Here is a 23,271-nt window from a genome sequence, read left to right on the forward strand (position 1 = left end):
GAACGCATCCCGAGGGGAGGCCGCAGCCTCGCCTCGGACCGTCAGTCGAAGGTGCCCGCAACACGCCCCAGCAGCATGAAAGCGCGTGAGGTGCGGGTTCCGGCAAAGGCCTGGATGTCCTCGTCCGTCAGCTGCGATTCCACACTGGCAAACAGCTGGTCATAACGCCGCAGGAAGTGGTGCGCGGCGTCGCGAAAGATCGGGTCTTCGCGCATCCGGCCCGCGGCCAGCGCCAGCGAGGAGCGGTCGTGCACGCCCCCCAGCGGTGCAATGGCGCGACCGCGTTCGCCTTTGGCGAAGGCGCGCCAGACCTCGGTGCGGGCCATGTCCGGGCGCAGGTCATCCATATAGATGCCGTCCTGGCTCATCAGTGTCAGAATGTCCTGCGCGGCCTGAATGACCTTGGCGGCATTGCGATCTTTCAGCGCGCGGCGCAGCGCGGCAAACCCCTCGGAATCCTCGGCGGTTTCCGGAAAGTGCAGGGCGCGGATCAGATCATCGGTGGCCAGCGGCGGTTGCAGGGCCTCGGCCGGGGTGCCCAGCGACAGCGTCGGCTGGTCGTCCGCAGCGGACTGTGATGCGGCGCCGGCCTGAGGGTCCGCTTGGCGGATGCCGCCCAGCATCGCCAAGGTCGATTCCAGATTGCGGATGCCGCCGCTCAGATCGTCAAGCCGTTTGACCACCTGAGGGTGCGGCGGCTGGCCTTTCCCTGCTTGAGACTGCGCCACATAAGCCTGCCGCAGGGCGTCGATGGACGCCTGCAACCGGACGCTTTCTTCTCGCATGGTCTTGGAGGCCCGCATGGCCATGGCGGCGACCCAGATCATCGCCACCGGCAGCACAATGACCATCAGTGTGATGGCAAACCCGCCACTGGCGCTCTCGGCACCGCCTGCGAGGAAATACCACGAGGCCGCAATCAACCACAGCACGGACAACGCCAGCGCAGTGATTTCCACCGGAGTCACTCCAGCCGCATCGCCTCGACTGTACAGGCCGGGGGGCGTGGGACGGGGGTCCTTGGTCTCGGCCATGGGCTGCCTTGCTTATTTATAGGTGATTGAGAGGATTTCGTAGGCCTTCTCGCCGCCGGGGGTCTTCACCTCGACGCTGTCGCCTTCTTCTTTGCCAATCATCGCGCGCGCAATGGGAGATTTGACGTTGAGCAGACCTTTTTCGATGGAGGCTTCGTGTTCGCCCACGATTTGCCAGGTCTTTTCCTCATCCGTGTCCTCATCGACGACCGTCACGGTGGCGCCGAACTTGATCGGACCGGACAGCTTCGTTGGGTCGATCACTTCGGCCAGACCCAGGACGGATTCGATTTCCTTGATGCGGCCTTCGATAAAGCCCTGCTTTTCCCGCGCAGAATGGTACTCGGCGTTTTCCTTGAGGTCGCCCAGTTCCCGCGCTTCTGCGATGGCCTTGATGATGGCGGGCCGCTCAACGGACTTGAGCTGCTTCAATTCTTTTTCGAGCACAGTGTGACCTGTGCGTGTGAGGAGGATCTTGTCCATTTCGGATCTTCTTTATGCTGAGAGACGCGTCTGGGTATCGAAAGTGTCGCGTGTGGGCTGTGATGTAAAGCGTGAGTGGGGGGCTTGCCAACGGGTTTTTCGCAACGACAGCCAGACTGCCGGGGGTTTCTCGCCGATCATGGGGCAGGGCGGTGCAGCTCTGGACCGTGCAAAATGAGGTTATTTTGTGCAAATCGCCTTTGTATTAATGATAGCCCAAAAATAGTCCTGTGCGTTTGTTTTGTCAGCGATACTCTGCTTTAGGATTAGGACGTGACTCGTTTTCACTTCATGAAATTGTAAGGAGGATGCCGATGCCGACATCTGGCAACGACACTGTATTTGGCACCATTCTTGGCGATGTGATCACGCTTCTGGAAGGTGATGACCTCGTTTTCGGGTCGGAGGGCAATGACACCATCGACGGCGAAGCGGGCAATGACACACTGTGGGGCGGGCTTGACGACGACTGGCTGAAGGGTGAGCAGGGCGCGGATCTGCTTCTGGGTGGCGAAGGCAATGACACGCTCGAAGGTGGTCTGGACAACGACACCATGGATGGCGAATCCGGCAATGACCTGATGCTGGGCGGCGAAGGCGACGACTGGATGGTCGGCGAAGACGGCAACGACACGATGGACGGTGAGTCCGGGAACGACACTGTCGAAGGCGGGCTTGGCAAAGACTGGCTGAAAGGCGAACAGGGCGCGGATCTGCTTCTGGGTGGCGAAGGCAATGACACGCTCGAAGGTGGTCTGGACAACGACACCATGGACGGCGAATCCGGCAATGACCTGATGCTGGGCGGCGAAGGCGACGACTGGATGGTCGGCGAAGACGGCCACGACACGATGGACGGCGAGTCCGGGAACGACACTGTCGAAGGCGGGCTTGGCAACGACTGGCTGAAGGGTGAGCAGGGCGCGGATCTGCTTCTGGGCGGCGAAGGCAATGACACGCTCGAAGGTGGTCTGGACAACGACACCATGGATGGCGAATCCGGCGATGACCTGATGCTGGGCGGCGAAGGCGACGACTGGCTGAAAGGCGAAGACGGCAACGACACGATGGACGGCGAGTCCGGGAATGACCTGATCGAGGGCGGTGCCGGAGCTGATTGGCTCAAGGGCGAGGGCGGTGACGACACGCTTTTCGGTGGCAAGGGGGATGACCTGCTTGTCGGCGGAGATGGCGCGGATGTCTTTGTCTTTGCTCAGGAAAGCGGCTTTGACATCGTGGAGGATTTCCAGGACGGCATCGACAAGATCAACCTGACCGACCTGTGGGGCAGCGCAATCTCCATCGTCGATACGGCCGAGGGCGCGCTGGTCAACATCGAAGGCTACGACGTGGCGCTGTTCGTGGATATCGCGGCCTCCGCGCTGGGGCTGGACGATCTGGTCTTTTGACCGACACCGGGGGCCGTGGGTTCGCCTGCGGCCCCCGGTGTGAAAACGCGCTTTCACACCTTCCAATGTCGCTTTTCTTCGGCAAGCGTGCTGTCGCTTTGCCTAGCTGCTGCTGCGGGCCTGTGGTCTTGTGACGCTGCGCGCGCATTGACGAATGCCGCACTGGCGAGATAGGACTTTTGAAATTTTTTACCCGGAGGCGATGCCTTTTGGGGCGTCTCTGGAGGGAGTGGACATGAGCGAGATCGAACGCGAGTCGATGGAATATGATGTTGTCATCGTTGGTGGTGGCCCCGCTGGCCTGTCTGCCGCGATACGCCTGAAACAGATGGACCCGGATCTGGACGTGGTGCTGTTGGAAAAGGGCTCCGAGATCGGCGCACATATCCTGTCTGGCGCGGTGCTCGACCCTTGCGGCCTTGATGCGTTGATCCCGGACTGGAAGGCGAAAGGCGCTCCGCTGAACGTGCCGGTGAAAGACGACAACTTTTACCTGCTGGGCGAGACCGGCGAAATTCGCGTGCCCAACTGGCCGATGCCCAAGCTGATGAACAACCACGGAAATTACATCGTCTCGATGGGCAATGTCTGCCGCTGGATGGCGGAGCAGGCAGAGGAGCTGGGCGTCGAGATTTTCCCCGGCATGGCCTGTTCTGAACTGATCTACGGCGACAACGGCGAAGTGCGCGGCGTCGTCGCCGGTGTCTTCGGGCTCGAAGAAGATGGCTCTTATGGTCCGAACACCGAGCCGGGCATGGAGCTGCTGGGCAAATACGTGTTTCTGTCCGAGGGCGTGCGCGGCTCACTGGCCAAGGAAGTCATCGCGAAATATGACCTTTCCGCCGGCAAGGAGCCGCAGAAATTCGGCCTCGGCATGAAAGAGATCTGGGAAATCGACCCCGCCAAGCACAAGGAAGGCTCCGTCACCCACACGATGGGCTGGCCTTTGAATTCTTCCAAGACGGGCGGCGGATCGTTCATCTATCATCTTGAAAACAATCAGGTCTACGTCGGTTTCGTGGTGCACCTGAACTACCAGAACCCGCACCTGTACCCATATATGGAATTCCAGCGTTTCAAGCATCACCCGATGGTGGCCGAGCTGCTCGAAGGTGGTAAGCGCGTGGCGTATGGTGCGCGCGCGATTTCAGAGGGCGGGTATCAGTCGATGCCCAAGATGGTCGCGCCGGGCGTTGCGCTGCTGGGCTGTTCCGTCGGCATGGTCAACGTGCCGCGCATCAAGGGCAACCACAACGCCATGTTGTCGGGCAAGGCCGCGGCCGAGGCGGCATTTGCCGCGATCAAGGCCGGGCGCGCGTCCGACGAATTGACCGACTATGAAACCGAGGTGCGCGAAGGCGCCATCGGCAAGGATCTCAAACTCGTCCGCAATCTGAAACCCATGTGGTCCAAGTGGGGCCTCGCGGCCTCCCTGACGTTGGGTGGCTTTGACATGTGGACCAATTCGCTGTTCGGCGGGTCGCTGTTCGGCACGATGAGCCATGGTAAATGCGACGCTGAGGCCACGGGCAAAGCCTCTGATTTCAAAGAGATCAACTATCCCAAGCCGGATGGAAAGCTGTCCTTTGACCGCCTGACCAACGTGGCCTTTTCCTTCACCAACCACGAGGAAAGCCAGCCCGCCCACCTCAAGCTGAAGGACCCCAGCGTCCCGGTGAATGTGAACCTGCCGCAATACGCCGGCCCCTCGGCGCGATACTGTCCGGCGGGCGTGTATGAATTCGTCGAAAAGGACGGCGCGCAACAGTTCGTCATCAACTTCCAGAACTGTGTGCATTGCAAGACTTGTGACATCAAAGACCCCTCGCAAAACATCAACTGGACTGTTCCGCAGGGCGGCGATGGGCCCAACTACCCCAACATGTAATTGGTCTATACTGACAGTGAAGCGCGCCCCTTGGGGCGCGTTTTGCGTTTGGGTTAACCTCTCTTTCACCTGGCCGCGCCAATATAAGGTCGAATGCGTTGCGAGGTGCTCAACGATGATGGAAGAACGAGCTGACCGCTGGCCCAGTTGTTGGGGCTTTGAATTGCAGACAGAGGAGGGCGACTTTGCCGCCACCATCGTCAATGTGTCCAAAACAGGGGCATTTGCCGAGGGGGTTCTGCCCTTTGAGGTTGGGGTGCGGGTGCGCCTGACCGCCATGCGGGAACCGGTCCGGGCACATGTGGTGCGCGTTTCCCGCAGGGGCGCCGCGCTGCAATTCGATAAGCCGCTCACGGCCGCTCAGCTTGAAAACCTGCGACAATACCGCGACCTCCGGCAGATGTGACCGCTGTGGAGCCTTTGCGCGTCGTCCGGTGCATTGCCATGCTGGGCGGGCCGCTCTAGGCTTTGCGCAAACAAGCAACACGGGAGGCCGGGAAATTGACGCACTGGGCATCAGGCATTCGCGCTACACTACGGGCCAGCACCTTCGCGGTGGCCGCCGCATTCGCCACTGTGGCTCCGGCGCAGGCCAATGGCATCGCGGGTGACTACCTCGCGGCGCGCCAGGCCAGCTTCCTCGGTGATTTCAAGGCTGCGGCGCATTACTACGGGCGCGCGCTGGCCTTTGCCCCGGACCGTCCGGAACTTCTCGAACGCGCAATCCTGGCAGAGATGTCATTGGGTGATTTCGACCGTGCGTCGGCCCTGGCGGATCGAATGGAAAAGGGCGGCTTCGACAGTCAAGTTGCGCGGATGGCAACCATCGCCACTGAAGCGGGCAAAGAGAACTACACCACCATCATCAAGGCCATTGACGAAGAACGCGCCATCGGTCCGCTTGCCGATGGCCTCGTCAAAGCATGGGCCTTGCTGGGCACCGGCGACATGAGCGCGGCTCTTTTGGCGTTCGACGAAGTGGCTGACATGCAGGGCCTCGCCCCCTTCGCCGCTTACCACAAAGCCTTGGCGCTGGCCTCTGTCGGAGATTTCGTAAGCAGCGGTGCGATCTTTGAAGAGGATCAGGCTGGCGGTATGGCGGCCACCCGGCGTGGCGTCATGGCGCGCTCGGAAATCCTGTCTCAGTTGGGCCGCAGCGAGGAGGCACTCGAGCTGCTTGATACCAGCTTTGGCACCGATCTGGACCCGGAGCTGAAAGAGATGCGCAGCGCGCTGGAAGCTGGCGATCGGCTTCCCTTCACCCACGTCAGAACCCCGAAGGACGGCATCGCGGAAGTCTTCTACACCCTTGCCGGCGCGCTTTCGAACGAGGGTAGTGATGAGCTGACCTTGCTCTATTCGCGTATGGCGGAGCATCTGAGGGCCGACCATACCGATGCGATCCTGCTTTCCGGCGAGCTGCTGTCAGGTCTGGGTCGCTATGATATGGCGGAAGATACCTTTGAACGTGTCGGCCCCGAGGATCCCTCCTACCACGCTGCCGTCATGGGGGAGGCTGAGGCGCTGCGCGATCAGGGCGACATGGCCGGTGCCATCTCCACGCTCGAAGACCTGGCCGAAGCGCAGCCCGATCTCGCCGTCGCGCAAACCACGCTGGGGGATCTTTACCGGCAGGAACAGCGCTACGAGGAGGCGACCGCTGCCTACAGCCGTGCGATTGAGCTCATGCCGGAGGAAACCTCCCGTCAGTGGTTCCTGTATTACGCCCGCGCCATCGCCTTTGAGCGTCAGGATAAGTGGGAGGAGGCAGAAGCCGATTTCCGTCATGCGCTGGAGCTGAACCCGGAGCAGCCTCAGGTCTTGAACTACCTCGGCTATTCGCTGGTGGAACAGGAGCGCAAACTGGATGAGGCGCTGAACATGATCGAGCGTGCCGTCGCCGCGCGCCCGAACTCCGGCTACATCGTCGATAGCCTTGGGTGGGTGCTTTACCGCCTTGGCCGCTACGAGGAAGCCGTGCCGCATATGGAACGTGCCGCAGAACTGATGCCCATCGACCCAGTGGTGAACGATCACCTTGGCGACGTCTATTGGGCCGTCGGACGCGAGCGTGAGGCCGAATTCATGTGGAAGCGCGCGCTGTCCTTCGTCGATTGGGAAGACGCCGTAGAAGAGGCAGATCCTGAACGCATCAAGCGTAAACTCGACGTTGGGCTCGATCAGGTCCTGGCAGAAGAAGGCGCGCCCTCGTTGGAACAAGCCGCAGCACAGCCGCTCACCGATGAAGAGGGCTAAGGTCCACGCACCGGCGAAAATCAATCTGACCCTGCATGTGACTGGCCAACGCGACGATGGCTATCATCTGCTGGATTCTCTTGTGGTTTTTGCCCCGGTTCATGACACGCTCGACATGAATTTCGATACCTCTGACCTCTCCATGACGGTGGAGGGGCCAGAGGCAGATGGCGTGCCGACTGACATGGCAAACCTTGTGTTGCGCGCCGCCGATATCCTGGGGGAGCACCTTGCGGCCCATCTGACAAAAAACCTGCCCCCGGCGTCAGGCATGGGCGGTGGATCAGCGGATGCGGCGGCGGTGTTGCGTGCTCTTTTGCTGCGAACTTTGCCGCCCGAGGCCACCTTGGACGACATCGTCGCCCAGCTTTTGCAAAAGATACAGGCGCTTGAGCTGCACGCGCTCGGCGCGGATGTGCCCATGTGCATGCTCAATATGCCGATGCACGTCCGTGGGATTGGCGAACAGATGACCCCGCTCGGCGGCATCCCACCAATCAATGCGTTGCTCGTAAATCCACGTCGGGCCGTGTCGACGCCGGAGGTTTTTCGCGCCATGACAACGCGGGACAATCCGCCCATGCCAGAGATCCCGACCCTGCCGGATGCCGCCGCGCTCATCGCTTTTCTGAAAGATATGCGCAACGACATGCAGGTGGCGGCCAAGGCGATCGAGCCGTCTATCGGCGACGTGCTGACCACGCTTGAAAGAACGCCAGGCTGCGGTCTGGCGCGCATGTCGGGCTCCGGTGCTAGCTGCTTTGGCTTGTTCGCAGATATCAGCGACGAAGAGCTGGCCAAAACCGCCCAGACCATCCGGCGCGCCCACCCGGATTGGTGGGTCGCATCTGGCCCCTTGGGCAATCAGTTTTCGCTGGGTCTCCCCACGTTCAGCTGAGGCGTGCCACCACGAAATCATTGAGGTCGACCAAAAGGTCGCGCATCTCGCTTTGCGGCAGCTCCATCATGGCCGCTTTGGCCCGGGCCGACCAGCGCAGGGCCTCTTGCCGGGTCTCCTCCAGCGCGCCGTGTTTGTTCATCAACGACAGGGCGTGCTCCAGATCGCCGTCCTTCTGATCACCTTTTTCGATGACACGCTTCCAGAACGCGCGTTCCGTTTCGTCACCTGCGGCGACGGTTTTGATTACAGGCAAGGTCAGTTTACGCTCGCGGAAATCGTCACCGACGTTTTTTCCAGTCGCGTCAGACCCCCAGTAGTCCAGCAGGTCATCCACGATCTGAAAGGCGATTCCCAGCGCATCACCGTAATCGAATAGCGCCTGTACCTCCGCCTCGGGGCGGTCGGCAATCACGCCACCCACCTGCGTTGCCGCCGAGAAAAGCGCTGCCGTCTTGCCGCGCACCACCTGCAAATAGACCTCTTCGGTGGTCTTCAGATCCTGAGCGGCGGTCAGTTGCAGCACTTCGCCCTCGGCGATGGTGGCAGAGGCATTCGACAGGATGCCCAGAACCCGCAGATTGCCCGTTTCTGTCATCAACTGGAACGACCGGGCAAAGAGGTAGTCACCGACCAGAACAGAACTTTTGTTGTCCCAAAGCAAGTTCGCCGTCTTGCGACCACGCCGCATGGCGCTTTCGTCGACGACATCGTCGTGCAGCAAGGTCGCGGTGTGGATGAATTCCACGGTCGCGGCCAGATGCAGGTGATAGGGGCCGTCATACCCGCACAGCTTCGCCGCGGCGATGGTCAGCATCGGACGCAGGCGCTTTCCGCCAGCTTCGACAAGGTAGGCGGTGACCTCAGGAATGCGCGGCGCGTGCTTGGAGGCCATGCGCTCACGGATAAGCCCGTTCACGGCGTCCATCTCGGGGGCCAGCAATTCAGCGAGGCGCTCTTGCGGTTTCACTTGGCTATCCAACATCGCTCTCCCTCGGAAGGCTCGACAAGACCCCGGTCCTGTCCTTACATCGCACCCATGGAAGAGCTTCTGCGTACCACCGACATCACATTGATCCCTTTGGCCAAAACCCTTCTGGATGGCGAGGATATACCCAGCTTTGAACTAGACGTAAACATGAGCATCCTCGAAGGTAGCATTGGCATTTTGCCGCGCCGTCTGATGGTGCGCACAGCCGACCTGGATCGGGCGCGGCGTGTGCTTGAACTCGCCGGAGTTGACCTTGCGCGCTGATCCTTTTGCCGACGCGGACCTGACGCGCGACGCCATGCTGGGCGGGCTGGTGCAGATCTGGCAGCCGCGCATCGGGTATCGCGCAGGCACGGACCCGGTGTTGCTGGCCGCCTCGATCCAAGGGGTGGCGGGCCAGTCGGTGCTGGAGTTGGGCTGCGGCGGCGGCGCGGCGCTGTGCTGCCTGGGCAGACGGGTTCCCGGCATGCGTTTGGCGGGGTTGGAGATCCAACCGGGCTACGCAGCGCTCGCGCGACGCAATCTGTCAGACAATTGCCTGACGGGAGACATCTGGCAGGGCGACCTTATTGATCCGCCCAAGGAGATGAAGGCCGAGAGTTTCGATCATGTCATGGCCAATCCGCCCTATTTCGAGGCAGGGAAAGGCTTGATTGCCCGTGATGGAGGTCGTGGCACCGGGCGCGCGGGCGAGGTGCCCTTGCACGCCTGGGTGCAGGCGGCGGCAAAACGGTTGAAGCCGCGCGGCTACGCCACTTTCATCCTCCGGATCGAAAGGATGCCGGAACTTATGTCGGCGATGCGGGATCAGCAGCTTGGATCGCTGGAGCTTCTGCCGCTTCTACCGCGTGCTGGACGGCCGCCACGGCTTTTCCTGCTCCGTGGGCGCAAGGACGGGCGCGGGCCGTTTACCTTTCACGTGCCGCAAGTCATCCACCCGGATACGATTCGGGGAGATACGCCTGACAACTATACGGAGATCTTCCGCGGGGTCATGCTGGGCGGCCGACCGTTAGAATTTGAAGCAAATCGAAGCTGATTTCCGCCGATTCTTATGGTTTTGTGAAGGAAGAATGCACGCGCGGCGTGACAGGTGGCCAAGCTTGTGCTGGACTGGAATCCTGAACCAACGAAAGGAGGATCCCCATGAGCTTAACTTCGCATCTGCAGGAATTGAAGAGGAAGCACCAGTCTCTTTCGGATGCCGTGGAGCGCGCCCAGCGATCACCCGGCAAGGATGACCTGCGCATCGCGGATATGAAAAAGCAGAAATTGCGGATCAAGGAGCAAATTACACGCCTTTCGACGACCGCCTGACCGCCATCAGTCGGTGACCTGTCCTGACGTATGCCAGGACAGGTCTTTTATGGACCAGATTACAGCCAACGACCTGCCGAAAAGCATCGACAACCGCGCAGACCTCGTGCGGCGCAGAGCGTTTCAACCTCAAGACGTTTGGCGGACTCCGAGCATTTCCAATCCAAACAGCTTTGCTCCACTCTGCCTAAGGTAGTGTGCGTGTGCGCTTTGTTCAAAGAATGCGCAATCTGATAAGGCATCAAGCATTCGGCACGGACCGCTTCTCGTCGTAACCAGCGCTCACCTGACCGCGCAGTCCCGCTTACATCTCAAATGCCCCGAACCTTTGTGCTTCCGAGCGTTCGTTTTTTAACGGAGCCTTAATCTTCGATTGGCGTGAGCATCTGCTCCAGCCGATCGCGCATGTGTTCGTGCTGGGTTGGCAGTTTCAGCGCCTCGCCCAGATGAGCGGCGTCTTCATCACGATCAAAACCCGGTTCGTTGGTGGCCACTTCGAACAATACGCCGCCCGGCGACCGAAAGTAGATCGCCCAAAAATAATCTCGGTCGATCACGGGTGTCACCTGATAGCCGGTGTCCAAAAGCGCCTTGCGCACGTCAAGCTGCGCAGCGCGATCATCGACCGAAAACGCGATGTGGTGGACCGAACCTGCGCCCTGATCTGCCGCCGGCCCATTGACCTGCGTGATGTCGATGACCTGCGCATCATTGCCGCCGGCCATGCGATAGCGGGTCACGTCCCCGTCTGTCGCCTCTTTCTCATAGCCCATGAAGGTCAGCAGTTCCGCGCTTGCTGCCGCGCCGCGTGGGCTCAACCGCATATCGGCGGAATGAAAGCCGCGAATCGCCACGTCTTCCGACACGTCGGCGGTCCAGGGCGTGCGAGGGTCGTCCTGCGCCACAAGTGCAAAACCGTCACCATCCGGCCCTTTGAACAGCAGGCGCTCATCGCCCAAGCGGTTCTCACGGCGCATATCCTCTGCGTTATACGCGGCCAGGCGTTCCTCCCAAAAGGGCAGGGCGCCCTTCGGCACGGCAAAGGCGGTCGTGCCGACTTCGCCCGTGCCCGCGCGCCCTCGGGCGGCATTGGGGAAGGGAAAATAGGTCATGACGGTGCCGGGGCTGCCGGTCTCGTCTCCGTAATACAGATGGTACACGTCGGGGGCGTCGAAGTTTACCGTCTTCTTCACGCGCCGCAGGCCAAGCGCCTTGGTGAAAAATGCGTTGTTTTCCGGCGCGCTGGACGCCAGCGACGTAACATGGTGTAGGCCATTGATCTGCTTAATCATCTAAAAATCCTCCGTGTTTGGTGAAGGATATAGAGCGTGCGTCGACATTGAGAATTGCCGTATTCTCAAGGGATTTGGTGCGCATCCGCACAAAGGCAAAGCCCCGGCGCAGGACCGGGGCTTTGGAAGCACTTGAAGCAGGCAGACCGAAGCCACCCACTGGCGAAACGAAACGGATTTACACGAAGAACTGCGCGCCGTTGGCGGAGATCGTCGACCCGTTGATGAAGCCCGCATCGTCAGAGGCGAGGAAGGTCACGCAGCGCGCGATTTCTTCCGGCTCACCCAGGCGTCCCGTGGGGATCTGGCCAATAATCGACTCGCGCACCTTCTCCGGCACAGCCATGACCATTTCGGTCGCGATGTAGCCGGGACAGATGGCGTTGGCAGTGATGCCGGCGCGTGCGCCTTCCTGTGCCAGCGACTTCACGATGCCCAGATCGCCTGCCTTGGTGGCGGCGTAGTTCACCTGAGCGAACTGACCCTTCTGACCGTTGATCGAAGAGATCACGATGATGCGGCCAAACTTACGCTCGCGCATGCCGGGCCAGATCGGGTGAACGGTGTTGAACACGCCGGTCAGGTTGGTGTCGATGACCTCTTTCCACTGGTCCGGGGTCATCTTGTGAAAGGGCGCGTCGCGGGTGATGCCCGCGTTGGCGACGACCACGTCAATGGGGCCGAGGTCGGCTTCGACCTGTGCCAGGCCTGCTTTGGACGAGTCGTAATCCGCCACATTCCATTTGTAGGTTTTGATCCCGGTGGCCTCGGTGAAGGCCGCTGCCTTCTCATCGTTGCCAGCGTAAGTGGCCGCGACCTCGTAGCCTTGCGCCTTCAGCGCCTTTGAGATCGCCTCACCGATGCCGCGCGTGCCGCCCGTAACGAGTGCAACTCTTCCCATACTATCCTCCACTTGTTGTTCAATGCTTTGGCAACTTTGTTACCTGCACCTTTTGTTATTAGCAACATTGTTGCGCGAGTTAATTTCCGTGATGGGTGTTTTATGCAGTGTCCGGTCCGTTTCCGGCCAGATATCGTTCTGCATCTTTCTCCCCCAGCGCCCAAGTGTCGCGCAACTTATCCGGGTCCGTAAAGTCAATTTTATCCGCCGGAGTTTCTTTGCTAGGCCAAACATAGGTGCGCCCTTCGACTTCGGGCAGATTCTTGTAGGGTCGGGTCAGCAACACCAGTGTGACGCCCCTGTCCGGGTCGGGCATCGGCGCCTGATCCGCCATGCCGCCATCTACGACGCGCCGATCCTCCCACAAGGGGGGCTCGAACACAGGTGGAATCACCGCAGCCGCATTGACGAGGTCCACCAAAGCGCCGTCGCGTGCGGCGGCATTCGCGTCCACCAACCGTGAGGTCAGGCCCATCTTCTGCGCCCAATTAAAATGCGGCGAATTCACCACGTGCAACTCCGCCTCGTAGGCGGCTGCAAGCGCTGTTCCCGTCAATGTGGGCAAGCCTGTGTCCGGCGGATGCGCAATCTGAATCTGAAATGTCGGGCCTTCGGCGATCGTGTTCGTCGCCTCTCTGCCCAACACACGATCCACGACGCCGCAATACATGCGTTGATGCGGGGTGATGCCATCTTCGTCCGCGTTGAACAGGTCCAGGTTGCTGTCACGCGATTCAAATGCCGCGCACATTTCATCCAACAGCCGGTCTTCTATCCCGGCCAGCCAAGCGGCTCCGGCCAAGGCCCCGCCAGAAACGCCCGTCACCCGTTCCGGCGCGAATCGCCGATCTTGCTCGAGCCGTTTCATGAATCCGCCCTGCCAGAAGCAGCGGAGGCCGCCGCCTGAAAAGACGATCTGTTTCGGGTCTTTAGGTATCTTGTTCATTGGAAGAGCGGGCCCCGAGGAGCCCGCTTTGTCAACCCTGTCTTATGGGCGTTCGAGGCACATTGCCACGCCCATGCCACCGCCGATGCACAAGGTGGCGAGGCCTTTCTTGGCGTCGCGGCGCTGCATTTCGAACAGCAGCGTGTTCAGGATGCGCGCGCCCGAAGCACCGATCGGGTGTCCGATGGCGATGGCGCCGCCGTTCACGTTCACGACCTCGGGGTTCCAGCCCATGTCCTTGTTCACGGCGCAGGCCTGTGCGGCGAACGCTTCGTTGGCTTCGACCAGGTCCAGATCTTCGGCCTTCCAGCCGGCCTTCTCCAGGGCCTTGCGCGACGCGTGGATCGGGCCGACGCCCATGATCGACGGATCCAGCCCGGCTGTTGCATAGGACGCGATGCGCGCCAGCGGGGTAATGCCGCGCTTTGCAGCGTCGTCCGCGCTCATCAGCAGGGCGCCGGCAGCGCCGTCGTTCAGACCCGACGCGTTGCCCGCGGTGACAGAACCGTCCTTGGTAAAGGCCGGGCGCAGTTTGGTCATGTTGTCGATGGTCGCGCCGTGGCGGATGTACTCATCCTTGTCCATCACGATGTCGCCCTTGCGGGTCTTGATGGTGAATGGGATCACTTCGTCGTCGAACTTGCCGGCTTTCTGAGCCGCCTCGGCCTTGTTTTGCGAGCCAAGCGCGAATTCGTCCTGCTGCTCGCGGGAAATGCCCCACTTTTCAGCGACGTTCTCGGCAGTCTGACCCATGTGATAGCCGTTGAAGGCGTCCCACAGACCGTCACGAATCATCGTGTCGATGAAGCTGACGTCGCCCATTTTGTAGCCGTTGCGCAGGTTTTGCGCATGGGGGCTCATGGACATGTTTTCCTGACCGCCCGCGCAAACGATTGATGCATCGCCAAGCTGAATGTGTTGCGCGGCCAATGCGACGGCGCGCAGACCGGAACCGCAGACCTGATTGATCGACCAAGCAGAGGATTCCTGCGGCAAGCCTGCATTGATATGGGCCTGACGGGCAGGGTTCTGACCTTGGGCTGCGGTCAGAACCTGACCGAGGATTGTTTCAGAGACTTCGCCCTTTTCGATGCCGGCACGGGCGACAAGCGCCTCCAGTACGGCAGCGCCCAGATCGTGCGCGGGGGTGTTTGCGAAAGATCCGCAAAAGCTGCCGACGCCGGTCCGGGCAGCGCTTGCGATAACGACATTGGTCATATGATGTCCTCCTGGCCAAGCGTTTCATGCACCACGCCCCGAAAGGCGACCCGCGTTTCGCGGGGTGCTTCTGTCTCGCTCGTCAGGTCATGGGATTAACCGATTTTTCGCTTTCCCAAAAGAGGTTCTGTGCGACTTTGGAACGCGGCGTAAGGGCGCATTCAGGCGTGCTTGCGTTCTTGGGGCTCTCGCCATGCGGGCGTAATGGTCGGCGCGGCAAAGAAATACCCTTGCAGACAATCGATACCGAGCGCAGTCAGGCAGTCTGCGTCCGCTTCGGTTTCAACGCTTTCCGCTACGGTGAACATATCGAATTGGTCCGCGATTCGCACCATGGCGCCCACCAGAACCTGATTGTCGGGGTCGGAGGCGATGCCCTTGCAAAATCCCCCATCGATCTTCAGGATGTCGAAGCTGAAGTCCTTGAAGTGGCGCAGAGCCGTGTACCCTTGGCCGAAGTCGTCGATGGCAAAGGTGATCCCCTGGGCCTGTAGGTCCTGCATGAAGCTGACGACCAGCTCTGGCACCATCATGGCGGAATGTTCGGTGATTTCGAGAATCAGCCGCTCCGCCACGGTCGGATCCTGAGAGAGGCCCTGGGCCAGGGTCTGAAGCCATTTCTTGTACCCGATAGAGCGAGCCGACATATTGATCGACAGTCGCAGTCCCGGCACGCGCGCCAGTTCCTCCAGCCCCATTTCCAGCGCGATACAGTCAAGAATGCGGCCATATTCCGTTTCTTCGACCGCGTGAATGAATGCACTGGCTGGGATCACACGCCCGGTTTCGTCAAGAACGCGGATCAGCCCTTCGTGGAAAGCAGGTCTGTCCTGTTGCAGCGCCTGCACAACCGGTTGATAGGCCAGAACCACTTGGCGATGTTTGATCGCGCGTCGCACCATATCCATCGTGCCAGCGTCGCGCGCATGAACCGCATACTCGAGCGGGTTAAGCGTGCCTGTCGTTGTCTTCCCCATAAAAGCAGCTCCGAAACGTTCTGCGGTCCCCATCCGTTCCGTCATTTGGCTGAGCAAACCTTAAACAAGGTTTAAAGACGGTGTTCGTTGATAATTGTCCGGATTCACGCCCGTGACTGGCCTCGCAAGGGTTGACACCCAATGCACTCCGTATATGAGGGCGACTTCATTGGTGTTGGTGGCCTCCGCAAGGGGATGCCTGTCAGACCGGGGAGCCAAAGGCCGCAGGCCCGAAGGTCCGGGAAGAGGACAACGCCCTTCGAACTTTAATGAAGGAGATCAGCCGTGACAAAACGCACGACTGCCAAGTACAAAATTGACCGCCGTATGGGCGAAAACATCTGGGGCCGTCCGAAGTCCCCGGTGAACCGTCGTGAATACGGCCCCGGCCAGCACGGCCAGCGCCGCAAGCAGAAGCTGTCCGACTTCGGTCTTCAGCTGCGTGCCAAGCAGAAGCTCAAAGGCCACTACGGCGACATGACCGAGAAGCAATTCCGCCGTGTCTTCGCCGACGCCGAGCGCCTGAAGGGCGACACCGGTGAGCTGCTGATCGGTCTGCTCGAGCGCCGCCTCGACGCCGTTGTGTACCGTGCCAAGTTCGTCCCGACCGTGTTCGCTGCGCGTCAGTTCGTGAACCACGGCCACGTTCTGGTGAACGGCAAGCGCGTGAACATCCCCTCCTACCGTGTGAAGGAAGGCGACGTGATCGAAGTGCGCGAGAAGTCCAAGCAGATGGCCGCGCTGATCGAAGCAACCCAGCTGCCCGAGCGTGACGTGCCCGATTACATCGACGCCGACCACTCCAAGATGTCTGCAACATTCGTGCGTACGCCCGGTCTGTCCGATGTGCCCTTCGCGGTGCAGATGGAACCGAACCTGGTTATCGAATTTTACGCACAAAACTAATCGCTTATCGAGCGGAGGTCGGGGCGTTCTGCTCCGACCTGCCTCGCGGCGTGAGGTTACAAAGGCTGCCTTCGGGCGGCCTTTTGTCGTTTTGGCAATGGCCTGCGTAGCAGCACGAGTGTCTATCCATCGCGCCGCGCCGCGCCCCACATCCGCACGCCAGACAAAGCAAAACCGCCGCGCCCATCGGGCACGGCGGTCTAGCGATTACCCCGTTTGAGGCGCCTCAGACGTAGAGGACGTCGCGGAAAACGTGGTGCGCGATGCGGTCGCGAGTCAGGCCACGCTTGGCCAGGTCTGCGTCGGACATTGCTTGAAGGCGTTCGATTTCCTTCATGCGGTGGCCGGATTCGGCGATCCGTGCCATGCCGTCCAGCAGGCCGTTGAAGAAGTCTGCGAAAAAGTTGCCGCTGCGTGCGGCGTCGTGCGTGATGTGTGCCATGATATCTATATCTCTTTGGTTGGAACAAAAGCTCCCCTCGGTGACACAAACCTATGCCGCGATGCGGCATTTTTCCAGTGCAGTTGCAGCATAGCGGAAGGTCGCCGTTTGCATGGCTGGAGTATCCGGCGTGGCACGACCCTCCGGCGCGGGCAAAGAAAAAGGGCGGCCTGAATAGACCGCCCGGGGGGAATGCTCAAATGTCTCGGAGCCAAAGGCTTTATAAAATTAACGCAAGGGTTATACCCCTCACGCCACTCTCTTCACTCACTGAGGGTGATCTAACGATCTGTGGTAACACCTACATGACACATCGTTCAAAAGCGACAGCCCGCCCCGGCGTTAACGGATTCTTCACGATATATTATCGCAGTTTGCGACATTCACTCGGCAGCCAGGGGCAGGTCTGGTGCGACGTCGTAAAATCGGGCGGCGATTGCCGGAGATGCGTGCACCAGCCGGCCGTCACAGATCGTCGCCTCTACCGTTTTGCGGTCACTGTTCAGGATCACCAGATCAGCGCGCAAGCCATTGGCGATCCGTCCACGGTCGCGCAGCCCGAGGATCTCCGCGGGACGCGATGACACCAGCCACCACGCGGCAGGCAGCCCAAGCCGTCCTTCTTCGGCAAGGGTCAAAGCAGCCTCGATCAACGCGGGATACCGTCCGTCCGACACCAGCGCATCGCCCAGCCCCCCCGCCAGCATATCGCGCGCAGCCATTGGACAGGGACGCGCGCCTTTGCCCAGCACCTCCGGCGCAGACAGCAAAATTGGATCACCCACAGCCCGCGCCAGTGCCGCAGCGGCCCGCCGGGCGGGCAGGGCGCAAAGCTTCGCGCCGATCTGGGTGTAGTAATCGCGCGTCTCGCCATCCGCATCGCCAAGACTGCCGTAGGGGATGCCTTTCCGGTCCAATGCGTCCGCCAGCACACACAAATGCCTCGGCACCTCTCCGCGTTGGGCAAGGGCGCGGTCCATCGCGATACGCACCGGCCCCGGCATTGCGGCCCGGTTGCGCTGCGCCGCCTCCAACCCATCGCGAAACAGCAGGCTGGCCACGGGTCTCTCGTCCAGCAGCGCAAGAAGGGAGGACTGTTGGTCGACACTATGGGTTTCCACCACCAATTGGCCGCGCAGATCGCATCGCAGCAATGGCGCCAGGCCGTCGAGCGCGCGGAGAGCCGTGCGGCAGATGTCCGCGAATTCCGTTTCGCCAGTCCAGCCCCAGCGCAATGTCACACAGCCAGTTGTCACGCCAGCGGCGGCGGCGGCGGTGTCGGCGCGTAAAATGGCAGTCTCGGCGGGCAGACCTCGTGCGAGCGGCGCTTCCAGACGGCACCCGTGTAAATCGACCATGCCCGGCAGGATCAGATGGCCTCGCAGATCGACCTGCGTGAAGCGGCCCTCCGCCAATCGCCCGGCGGACACGCCGACGGTGTCGCAGGTCATCACCCCATCGCGCAGAACCTGCGCGCCGGTCAGACACAGATCAGGAAGGTATGCAGGCATGGCACCGCTCACGGTCACAGGTGTTTCTACCTGCCTAGCAGCCCTTTGTATCGCGCGAGTGACACCCGTTCCATTTCAACCGCCAAGTTGCCCCAACAGCAGCGCCATCAGCAAACCGCAGGTCACTGCAATGCCGGTCCAATAGCTGTCATCGCGGAACGCGGGCGGAAAGACCTCGGTCGCCAACGACGCCGCCACCGCCCCGGCGGCAAAGCACTTGATCGCGGCCACCGTCTCGTTCGACGCCTGATCGAGCCCGAAATAGCCGCCAAGCGCCGCCGCCGACAGCAGCGCAGCCGTCCCGGCCCAGATCGCAACGGCCTTGCCGCGCGCCATTCCGTCAGAGGTCATCTGCTTTGCGCCGCCGGCCGCCTCTGGCAGGTTGGACAAAAAGATCGACCCGGCCAGCGCCGCCATCTCCAGCGGTTTCGACCCGATCAACGCCGTCCCCAAGGCAAGGTTTTCCGGCACCCCGTCCAAAGTGACGGCCAGCAGCAGGCCCAGGCCCCCGGCGTTGGTGATACGTGCCTTCACCTTGTAGTCGGACCAGGTGAACGCGATCGCCCCCAGCGCGACGGCGCTCACGACGATCCACAACGGCGCGGTCTGCGTGGCGGGACGGATCAGCTCGTCCATCACGGATACGATCAAAGCGCCCCCGGCCATGGCCACCAGAAACCCTTCGGTTTGCGGTTTCATGGCGCCGTAGGCCCCCCAGATTGCCCCGGCGAGCAGGGCAAAAGAAACGATGAGAACGATCACAAATACTGTCATGGTGAGCCAATGCCGCGGGTCGAAGAAGGTTCCCCTACGGTGATTGAGGACGATGGTCCACGTCTGTAGCGTTAAACGTGAGTGGTTTGAGTGAGGTGAAGATGCAAGGCGACGAAACTGATGCGGCCCCTTGGGCCGACGACCTCCTTGGATATGATGAGATCGGCCGTGCCTTCACCAACCTGATCCAGTCCATCGACGACGCAAAGGTCATCTCCATCGAGGCGGGCTTTGGTCGGGGCAAGACATTCTTCCGCGAGCGCTGGGCCAGGCAACTCAAGGCCGCCGGAGAAACCGTCATCGAAATCGACGCGCAGAAGTCAGACCATTCGGGAGATCCGGTTGTGACGTTCCTCGGCGCGTTGATGGAGGCTTTGCCGCCAAAAGAGCGGTCTGCATGGCTGACCGCCTGGGCCACGGGCAAGAAACTGGCGTGGGGCGGTGTCAAGATCGGCGTGTCCGTTGTGGGCCGGAAGGCCGGCGAGGAACTGGCGGAGGCCGCAGAAGACCTCTGGTACGAAGACCGCAACACCGACCTGGAGGACGTCATCGGCGCATTTGGCAAGGGCGTCTCAAGGGCGCTCAGCGAGCAGGTCATCGCCCAGCTGTCGGCCGAGCGGGTCCGAACGCAGGAGATGCCCGGCCAGATGCAGGCGCTGCGCAAAGGGCTGACCGGGCGCGATGATGGCCGCGTGGTGATCCTGATCGACGAGCTGGACCGCTGCCACCCGGAATACACGATACGCTTGCTCGAGGCGATGAAGCTGGTTTTTGCCCAGAAAGGATTCGTCTTCGTCCTGATGGTGAACGCCGACTATCTGGAGACTTTGGCCGCACATCGGTTCGGGGAATTTGAGAAGGGCGAGCGGTATATCGAAAAATTCGTGGATTTTAGATTGCGCCTACCTTTTGATCAGGCGGACCTGGAAAATGCCGTCAATAGCTTGGCACACCTGAAGTTGGAGTTTGAGATTTTGCGCCCTATGCTCTCCAGAAGCAAAGCTGCGCAGAGGCAGAAGGTTCAAAAGCGCCCGCCGTTCTCCGATGATCCACAGTTTGGTATAGCGGCCGCCTGCGCACTGGCCGCAACACTGGCAAGGCCAAGTGGGCTGTCTTTTCGTCAAATTGAAGCGGCGCTTTCAAGCGTTGAGTTGGCTTTGCGAATGGCGCGTTTTGTGCCGGTAGACTTTCCGCTGCTTGTCTTCCTTGCTTTTCAACGCGCGGCGAAAATGGACCTGAGCCAATATTTGCCACGGTCACGTCTGACTCCTGAGAAGAGCAAAAAGTATATACATGCCTTTGAAACAGGCATTTACGATGACCATGGTGATATCGACATGTATAAATCTGAAATGCTGGACGAAGAGTTCAGCGGTAATTTCCATCCTTTGCGGGACGTGCCGGTTGTCCTCGAAATGAAAAAAAGTGCACGAGTTGCCTTCTGCGGACAGCACGCTGATGCACATATTTGCGAAAGAGTATGTGCCCAGTCACGAGGCGCTGCTCAACTTCACCAGTAAAGTGCACTTCGCAAGCGGCGCGTCCGAGGTTTCGCAGGATTGACCTTAGGGTGATATGCCTCGCCACACTTGACCCCGCGCCCTACACAAGCTATACGCGCGTCCGTCGACAAGGCATTAAACGCCGCGACACAGAGCGAGCAGGGCCGGAACCACCGGCCCTCTTTGTTTTGCGGCAAGCTCAGAGACCAACCAAGACCGGCGGAGCCAACCGTTTGGCCAGTGAAAACCGATGAAAAGGAAAACGGACATACATGTCTAACACATCCATGGAAGAATTCGAAGCACTCCTCAATGAGAGCCTCGAAATGGACACGCCCGACGAGGGCACAGTTGTCAAAGGCCGGGTTATCGCTATCGAAGCGGGCCAGGCCATCATCGACGTCGGCTACAAGATGGAAGGCCGCGTTGAGCTCAAGGAATTCGCGGAACCGGGCGAGCAGCCCGACGTCTCCGTCGGTGACGAAGTAGAGGTTTACCTCCGCTCCGCCGAAAACGCCCGTGGCGAAGCTGTTATCTCCCGCGAGATGGCGCGCCGCGAAGAAGCATGGGACCGTCTCGAAAAAGCCTACGCCGACGACGAACGCGTCGAAGGCGCGATCTTCGGCCGCGTCAAGGGTGGCTTCACGGTCGACCTCGGCGGTGCCGTGGCCTTCCTGCCCGGTTCGCAAGTCGACGTCCGCCCCGTGCGCGACGCAGGCCCGCTCATGGGTCTCAAGCAGCCGTTCCAGATCCTCAAGATGGACCGTCGCCGTGGCAACATCGTTGTCTCCCGTCGTGCGATCCTCGAAGAGTCCCGCGCCGAACAGCGTGCCGAAGTCATCGGCAAGCTGCAGGAAGGTGACTCCATCGACGGCGTGGTCAAGAACATCACCGAGTACGGCGCATTCGTCGACCTTGGCGGCGTTGACGGCCTGCTGCACGTCACCGACATGGCATGGCGCCGTGTGAACCACCCCTCCGAGATCCTGTCGATCGGTGAAACTGTCAAAGTGCAGGTCATCAAGATCAACAAGGAAACGCACCGTATCTCCCTCGGCATGAAGCAGCTGCAGGAAGATCCGTGGGATCTGGTGGGCGTCAAGTACCCGCTGGGCTCCGTGCACAAAGGCCGCGTGACCAACATCACCGATTACGGTGCATTCGTTGAGCTCGAAGCTGGCGTCGAAGGTCTGGTCCACGTCTCCGAGATGTCCTGGACCAAGAAGAACGTGCACCCCGGCAAGATCGTCTCCACCTCGCAGGAAGTGGACGTGATGGTGCTGGAAATCGATCCGGCCAAGCGTCGTGTTTCCCTTGGTCTCAAGCAGACCATGCGCAACCCATGGGAAGTCTTCTCCGAGACCCACCCGGAAGGCACGCAGGTCGAAGGCGAAGTCAAGAACATCACCGAATTCGGTCTGTTCATCGGCCTCGACGGCGAGATCGACGGCATGGTTCACCTCTCCGACCTGTCCTGGGATGAGCGCGGCGAAGACGCCATCCAGAACTACCGCAAAGGCGACGTCGTTCAGGCGGTTGTCTCCGAAGTGGACGTCGAGAAGGAGCGCATCTCGCTCTCCATCAAGGCACTGGGCGGTGACAAGTTTGCCGAAGCCGTTGGCGGCGTGAAGCGCGGTGCGATCATCACTGTCGAAGTGACCGCAATCGAAGACGGTGGCATCGAAGTGGAATATGAGGGCATGAAGTCCTTCATCCGCCGCTCCGACCTGTCCCGTGATCGTGCAGAGCAGCGCCCCGAGCGTTTCTCCGTCAGCGACAAGATCGACGTGCGCGTCACCAACATCGACGCCAAGACCCGTCGTCTGGGCCTGTCGATCAAGGCACGCGAGATCGCCGAAGAGAAAGAGGCCGTGGAACAGTTCGGCTCCTCCGACTCCGGTGCATCGCTGGGCGACATCCTTGGCGCGGCTCTGAAGGGCGGCGACGAGTAATCGTTCGCACGACGCACATGCGTCGAGATAACGGAACGGCTTCGCACTGCGCGGATCCAATCCGGATTTAGGACACGGGCGGCAGGCAACTGTCGCCCGTGTTCCGTTTCGCCGGCGATTGAGTTGGACGTTCAGACAACCCTTTGCGCTCGCTGAATTATTAAGGCGATAAGGTGCGCCGCCGCCCTGCGGCAAAGCCCTTTCCCGCCCTCTCGTGACGCGCACAACCCGAAAATTCCGACCGGGCAGCAGGCCCTTCTGGCGCCAATCAAGGGGTGGTGTGGAGCTTGCGAAGGGGCTGATCGTGCGCGTTTTTTCCGCCACCGGACCAGCGACTATGACAAACGGGCGCGCGCGACGGCCGACCTGGCCAAGCCTATCTTGGATCCAACACGCTTTCGCCCCCCTTAGGTGAACGGTTTTCCCGCGCTGCCGTTTTGGTCAGCGGATGGCGTGACCAGCCCCGAACAGCCCCATTTCAACACTCTCGCACCTGACGTCAGCCGTTGCGTCCTCCATGACAGGCGATGCCGAAAGTCTGGCCCGGTGTTTGCCTGACAAGATCGCGTGCTAC

The 23,271-nt window shown here is 60.7% G+C and carries 22 protein-coding genes; 11 read left to right on the forward strand and 11 right to left on the reverse strand.

Annotated features, from left to right (window positions below):
- Positions 1-41 precede the first annotated feature (41 nt).
- Both GGQ68_RS15695 and greA read right to left on the reverse strand, forming a co-directional pair.
- Positions 42-1,034: a hypothetical protein gene (locus GGQ68_RS15695; protein ID WP_183967652.1), complete on the reverse strand. Its 993-nt coding sequence runs from the start codon at positions 1,032-1,034 to the stop codon at positions 42-44.
- 12 nt (positions 1,035-1,046) lie between these two features.
- Positions 1,047-1,517 carry a transcription elongation factor GreA gene (greA, locus tag GGQ68_RS15700; RefSeq protein ID WP_183967654.1) on the reverse strand — a complete coding sequence of 157 codons (471 nt, stop codon included), beginning with the start codon at positions 1,515-1,517 and terminating at the stop codon, positions 1,047-1,049.
- Positions 1,518-1,831: 314 nt separating this feature from the next.
- Between greA and GGQ68_RS15705 the strand changes: the two genes are divergently transcribed.
- From GGQ68_RS15705 to GGQ68_RS15725, 5 genes are all read left to right on the forward strand, one after another.
- Positions 1,832-2,926, forward strand: a complete 1,095-nt coding sequence (locus tag GGQ68_RS15705; protein ID WP_183967656.1) for a calcium-binding protein — start codon at positions 1,832-1,834, stop codon at positions 2,924-2,926.
- 235 nt (positions 2,927-3,161) lie between these two features.
- Positions 3,162-4,814, forward strand: coding sequence for an electron transfer flavoprotein-ubiquinone oxidoreductase (locus GGQ68_RS15710; RefSeq protein ID WP_183967658.1), 1,653 nt, complete (start codon positions 3,162-3,164; stop codon positions 4,812-4,814).
- A 115-nt stretch (positions 4,815-4,929) separates the two neighbouring features.
- The gene (locus GGQ68_RS15715) at positions 4,930-5,220 is read left to right on the forward strand and encodes a PilZ domain-containing protein (RefSeq protein ID WP_183967660.1); all 291 of its coding nucleotides are present in this window, start codon (positions 4,930-4,932) and stop codon (positions 5,218-5,220) included.
- 95 nt (positions 5,221-5,315) lie between these two features.
- Positions 5,316-7,070, forward strand: a complete 1,755-nt coding sequence (locus GGQ68_RS15720; protein WP_221235615.1) for a tetratricopeptide repeat protein — start codon at positions 5,316-5,318, stop codon at positions 7,068-7,070.
- Entirely contained in the window at positions 7,057-7,968 is a 912-nt protein-coding gene (locus GGQ68_RS15725) for a 4-(cytidine 5'-diphospho)-2-C-methyl-D-erythritol kinase (RefSeq protein ID WP_183967662.1), read from the forward strand. Before GGQ68_RS15720 ends, GGQ68_RS15725 begins: the two co-directional genes overlap by 14 nt.
- Here GGQ68_RS15725 and GGQ68_RS15730 read toward each other — a convergent pair.
- Complete coding sequence (locus GGQ68_RS15730; protein WP_183967664.1) at positions 7,961-8,953, reverse strand: polyprenyl synthetase family protein; 993 nt, start codon at positions 8,951-8,953, stop codon at positions 7,961-7,963. The genes GGQ68_RS15725 and GGQ68_RS15730 overlap by 8 nt on opposite strands.
- A gap of 54 nt (positions 8,954-9,007) precedes the next feature.
- Here GGQ68_RS15730 and GGQ68_RS15735 point away from each other — a divergent pair, with 54 nt between their 5' ends.
- The 3 genes from GGQ68_RS15735 (at position 9,008) to GGQ68_RS15745 (ending at position 10,276) form a co-directional block, all read left to right on the forward strand.
- Positions 9,008-9,223, forward strand: a complete 216-nt coding sequence (locus GGQ68_RS15735; protein ID WP_183967666.1) for a putative signal transducing protein — start codon at positions 9,008-9,010, stop codon at positions 9,221-9,223.
- Positions 9,213-9,998 carry a tRNA1(Val) (adenine(37)-N6)-methyltransferase gene (locus tag GGQ68_RS15740; RefSeq protein ID WP_246429392.1) on the forward strand — a complete coding sequence of 262 codons (786 nt, stop codon included), beginning with the start codon at positions 9,213-9,215 and terminating at the stop codon, positions 9,996-9,998. The genes GGQ68_RS15735 and GGQ68_RS15740 overlap by 11 nt, the downstream gene beginning before the upstream one ends.
- Before the next feature lie 107 nt (positions 9,999-10,105).
- Complete coding sequence (locus tag GGQ68_RS15745) at positions 10,106-10,276, forward strand: YdcH family protein (RefSeq protein WP_183967668.1); 171 nt, start codon at positions 10,106-10,108, stop codon at positions 10,274-10,276.
- A gap of 362 nt (positions 10,277-10,638) precedes the next feature.
- Here GGQ68_RS15745 and GGQ68_RS15750 read toward each other — a convergent pair whose 3' ends face one another.
- The 5 genes from GGQ68_RS15750 to GGQ68_RS15770 all read right to left on the reverse strand — a co-directional run bounded on the left by GGQ68_RS15750 (position 10,639) and on the right by GGQ68_RS15770 (position 15,610).
- On the reverse strand, positions 10,639-11,568 hold the full coding sequence (locus GGQ68_RS15750; RefSeq protein ID WP_183967670.1) for a VOC family protein: 930 nt from the start codon (positions 11,566-11,568) through the stop codon (positions 10,639-10,641).
- 178 nt (positions 11,569-11,746) lie between these two features.
- Positions 11,747-12,469 (reverse strand): acetoacetyl-CoA reductase, encoded by a 723-nt coding sequence (gene phbB / locus GGQ68_RS15755; protein ID WP_183967672.1) that lies wholly within the window; start codon positions 12,467-12,469, stop codon positions 11,747-11,749.
- Between the two features lie 100 nt (positions 12,470-12,569).
- On the reverse strand, positions 12,570-13,415 hold the full coding sequence (locus GGQ68_RS15760) for a patatin-like phospholipase family protein (RefSeq protein WP_183967674.1): 846 nt from the start codon (positions 13,413-13,415) through the stop codon (positions 12,570-12,572).
- Between the two features lie 42 nt (positions 13,416-13,457).
- Positions 13,458-14,633 carry an acetyl-CoA C-acetyltransferase gene (locus tag GGQ68_RS15765; RefSeq protein ID WP_183967676.1) on the reverse strand — a complete coding sequence of 392 codons (1,176 nt, stop codon included), beginning with the start codon at positions 14,631-14,633 and terminating at the stop codon, positions 13,458-13,460.
- Positions 14,634-14,794: 161 nt separating this feature from the next.
- Positions 14,795-15,610 (reverse strand): EAL domain-containing protein, encoded by an 816-nt coding sequence (locus GGQ68_RS15770; RefSeq protein ID WP_183967678.1) that lies wholly within the window; start codon positions 15,608-15,610, stop codon positions 14,795-14,797.
- A 285-nt stretch (positions 15,611-15,895) separates the two neighbouring features.
- Between GGQ68_RS15770 and rpsD the strand changes: the two genes are divergently transcribed.
- On the forward strand, positions 15,896-16,516 hold the full coding sequence (gene rpsD / locus GGQ68_RS15775; protein ID WP_183967680.1) for a 30S ribosomal protein S4: 621 nt from the start codon (positions 15,896-15,898) through the stop codon (positions 16,514-16,516).
- A gap of 226 nt (positions 16,517-16,742) precedes the next feature.
- Here the strand turns inward: rpsD and GGQ68_RS15780 are convergent, their stop codons facing one another.
- The 3 genes from GGQ68_RS15780 to GGQ68_RS15790 all read right to left on the reverse strand — a co-directional run bounded on the left by GGQ68_RS15780 (position 16,743) and on the right by GGQ68_RS15790 (position 19,243).
- Positions 16,743-16,958 (reverse strand): DUF1127 domain-containing protein, encoded by a 216-nt coding sequence (locus tag GGQ68_RS15780; RefSeq protein WP_183967682.1) that lies wholly within the window; start codon positions 16,956-16,958, stop codon positions 16,743-16,745.
- A gap of 383 nt (positions 16,959-17,341) precedes the next feature.
- Positions 17,342-18,469: an amidohydrolase family protein gene (locus GGQ68_RS15785; protein ID WP_183967684.1), complete on the reverse strand. Its 1,128-nt coding sequence runs from the start codon at positions 18,467-18,469 to the stop codon at positions 17,342-17,344.
- A 75-nt stretch (positions 18,470-18,544) separates the two neighbouring features.
- Positions 18,545-19,243, reverse strand: a complete 699-nt coding sequence (locus GGQ68_RS15790) for a ZIP family metal transporter (RefSeq protein ID WP_183967687.1) — start codon at positions 19,241-19,243, stop codon at positions 18,545-18,547.
- Between the two features lie 101 nt (positions 19,244-19,344).
- On the opposite strand from GGQ68_RS15790, the gene GGQ68_RS15795 reads away from it, so the two are divergent.
- Entirely contained in the window at positions 19,345-20,763 is a 1,419-nt protein-coding gene (locus GGQ68_RS15795; RefSeq protein ID WP_183967689.1) for a KAP family P-loop NTPase fold protein, read from the forward strand.
- A gap of 254 nt (positions 20,764-21,017) precedes the next feature.
- A complete protein-coding gene (gene rpsA, locus GGQ68_RS15800) occupies positions 21,018-22,697 on the forward strand; it encodes a 30S ribosomal protein S1 (protein ID WP_183967691.1) in 1,680 nt (559 codons plus the stop codon).
- Positions 22,698-23,271 lie beyond the last annotated feature (574 nt).

The organism is Sagittula marina (genome assembly GCF_014196795.1).
In the GTDB taxonomy this organism is placed as follows: domain Bacteria; phylum Pseudomonadota; class Alphaproteobacteria; order Rhodobacterales; family Rhodobacteraceae; genus Sagittula; species Sagittula marina.

Bases quoted from the DNA above. Each gene is read 5' to 3' on its own strand.
- GGQ68_RS15760 (WP_183967674.1), bottom strand. From the start codon at position 13,415: ATGAACAAGATACCTAAAGACCCGAAACAGATCGTCTTTTCAGGCGGC.
- GGQ68_RS15745 (WP_183967668.1), top strand. From the start codon at position 10,106: ATGAGCTTAACTTCGCATCTGCAGGAATTGAAGAGGAAGCACCAGTCT.
- GGQ68_RS15795 (WP_183967689.1), top strand. From the start codon at position 19,345: ATGCAAGGCGACGAAACTGATGCGGCCCCTTGGGCCGACGACCTCCTT.
- GGQ68_RS15725 (WP_183967662.1), top strand. From the start codon at position 7,057: ATGAAGAGGGCTAAGGTCCACGCACCGGCGAAAATCAATCTGACCCTG.
- GGQ68_RS15715 (WP_183967660.1), top strand. From the start codon at position 4,930: ATGATGGAAGAACGAGCTGACCGCTGGCCCAGTTGTTGGGGCTTTGAA.
- greA (WP_183967654.1), bottom strand. From the start codon at position 1,517: ATGGACAAGATCCTCCTCACACGCACAGGTCACACTGTGCTCGAAAAA.
- GGQ68_RS15790 (WP_183967687.1), bottom strand. From the start codon at position 19,243: ATGACAGTATTTGTGATCGTTCTCATCGTTTCTTTTGCCCTGCTCGCC.
- GGQ68_RS15780 (WP_183967682.1), bottom strand. From the start codon at position 16,958: ATGGCACACATCACGCACGACGCCGCACGCAGCGGCAACTTTTTCGCA.
- GGQ68_RS15750 (WP_183967670.1), bottom strand. From the start codon at position 11,568: ATGATTAAGCAGATCAATGGCCTACACCATGTTACGTCGCTGGCGTCC.
- GGQ68_RS15730 (WP_183967664.1), bottom strand. From the start codon at position 8,953: ATGTTGGATAGCCAAGTGAAACCGCAAGAGCGCCTCGCTGAATTGCTG.
- GGQ68_RS15705 (WP_183967656.1), top strand. From the start codon at position 1,832: ATGCCGACATCTGGCAACGACACTGTATTTGGCACCATTCTTGGCGAT.
- rpsA (WP_183967691.1), top strand. From the start codon at position 21,018: ATGTCTAACACATCCATGGAAGAATTCGAAGCACTCCTCAATGAGAGC.
- GGQ68_RS15735 (WP_183967666.1), top strand. From the start codon at position 9,008: ATGGAAGAGCTTCTGCGTACCACCGACATCACATTGATCCCTTTGGCC.
- GGQ68_RS15765 (WP_183967676.1), bottom strand. From the start codon at position 14,633: ATGACCAATGTCGTTATCGCAAGCGCTGCCCGGACCGGCGTCGGCAGC.
- phbB (WP_183967672.1), bottom strand. From the start codon at position 12,469: ATGGGAAGAGTTGCACTCGTTACGGGCGGCACGCGCGGCATCGGTGAG.
- GGQ68_RS15710 (WP_183967658.1), top strand. From the start codon at position 3,162: ATGAGCGAGATCGAACGCGAGTCGATGGAATATGATGTTGTCATCGTT.
- GGQ68_RS15770 (WP_183967678.1), bottom strand. From the start codon at position 15,610: ATGGGGAAGACAACGACAGGCACGCTTAACCCGCTCGAGTATGCGGTT.
- GGQ68_RS15785 (WP_183967684.1), bottom strand. From the start codon at position 18,469: ATGCCTGCATACCTTCCTGATCTGTGTCTGACCGGCGCGCAGGTTCTG.
- GGQ68_RS15695 (WP_183967652.1), bottom strand. From the start codon at position 1,034: ATGGCCGAGACCAAGGACCCCCGTCCCACGCCCCCCGGCCTGTACAGT.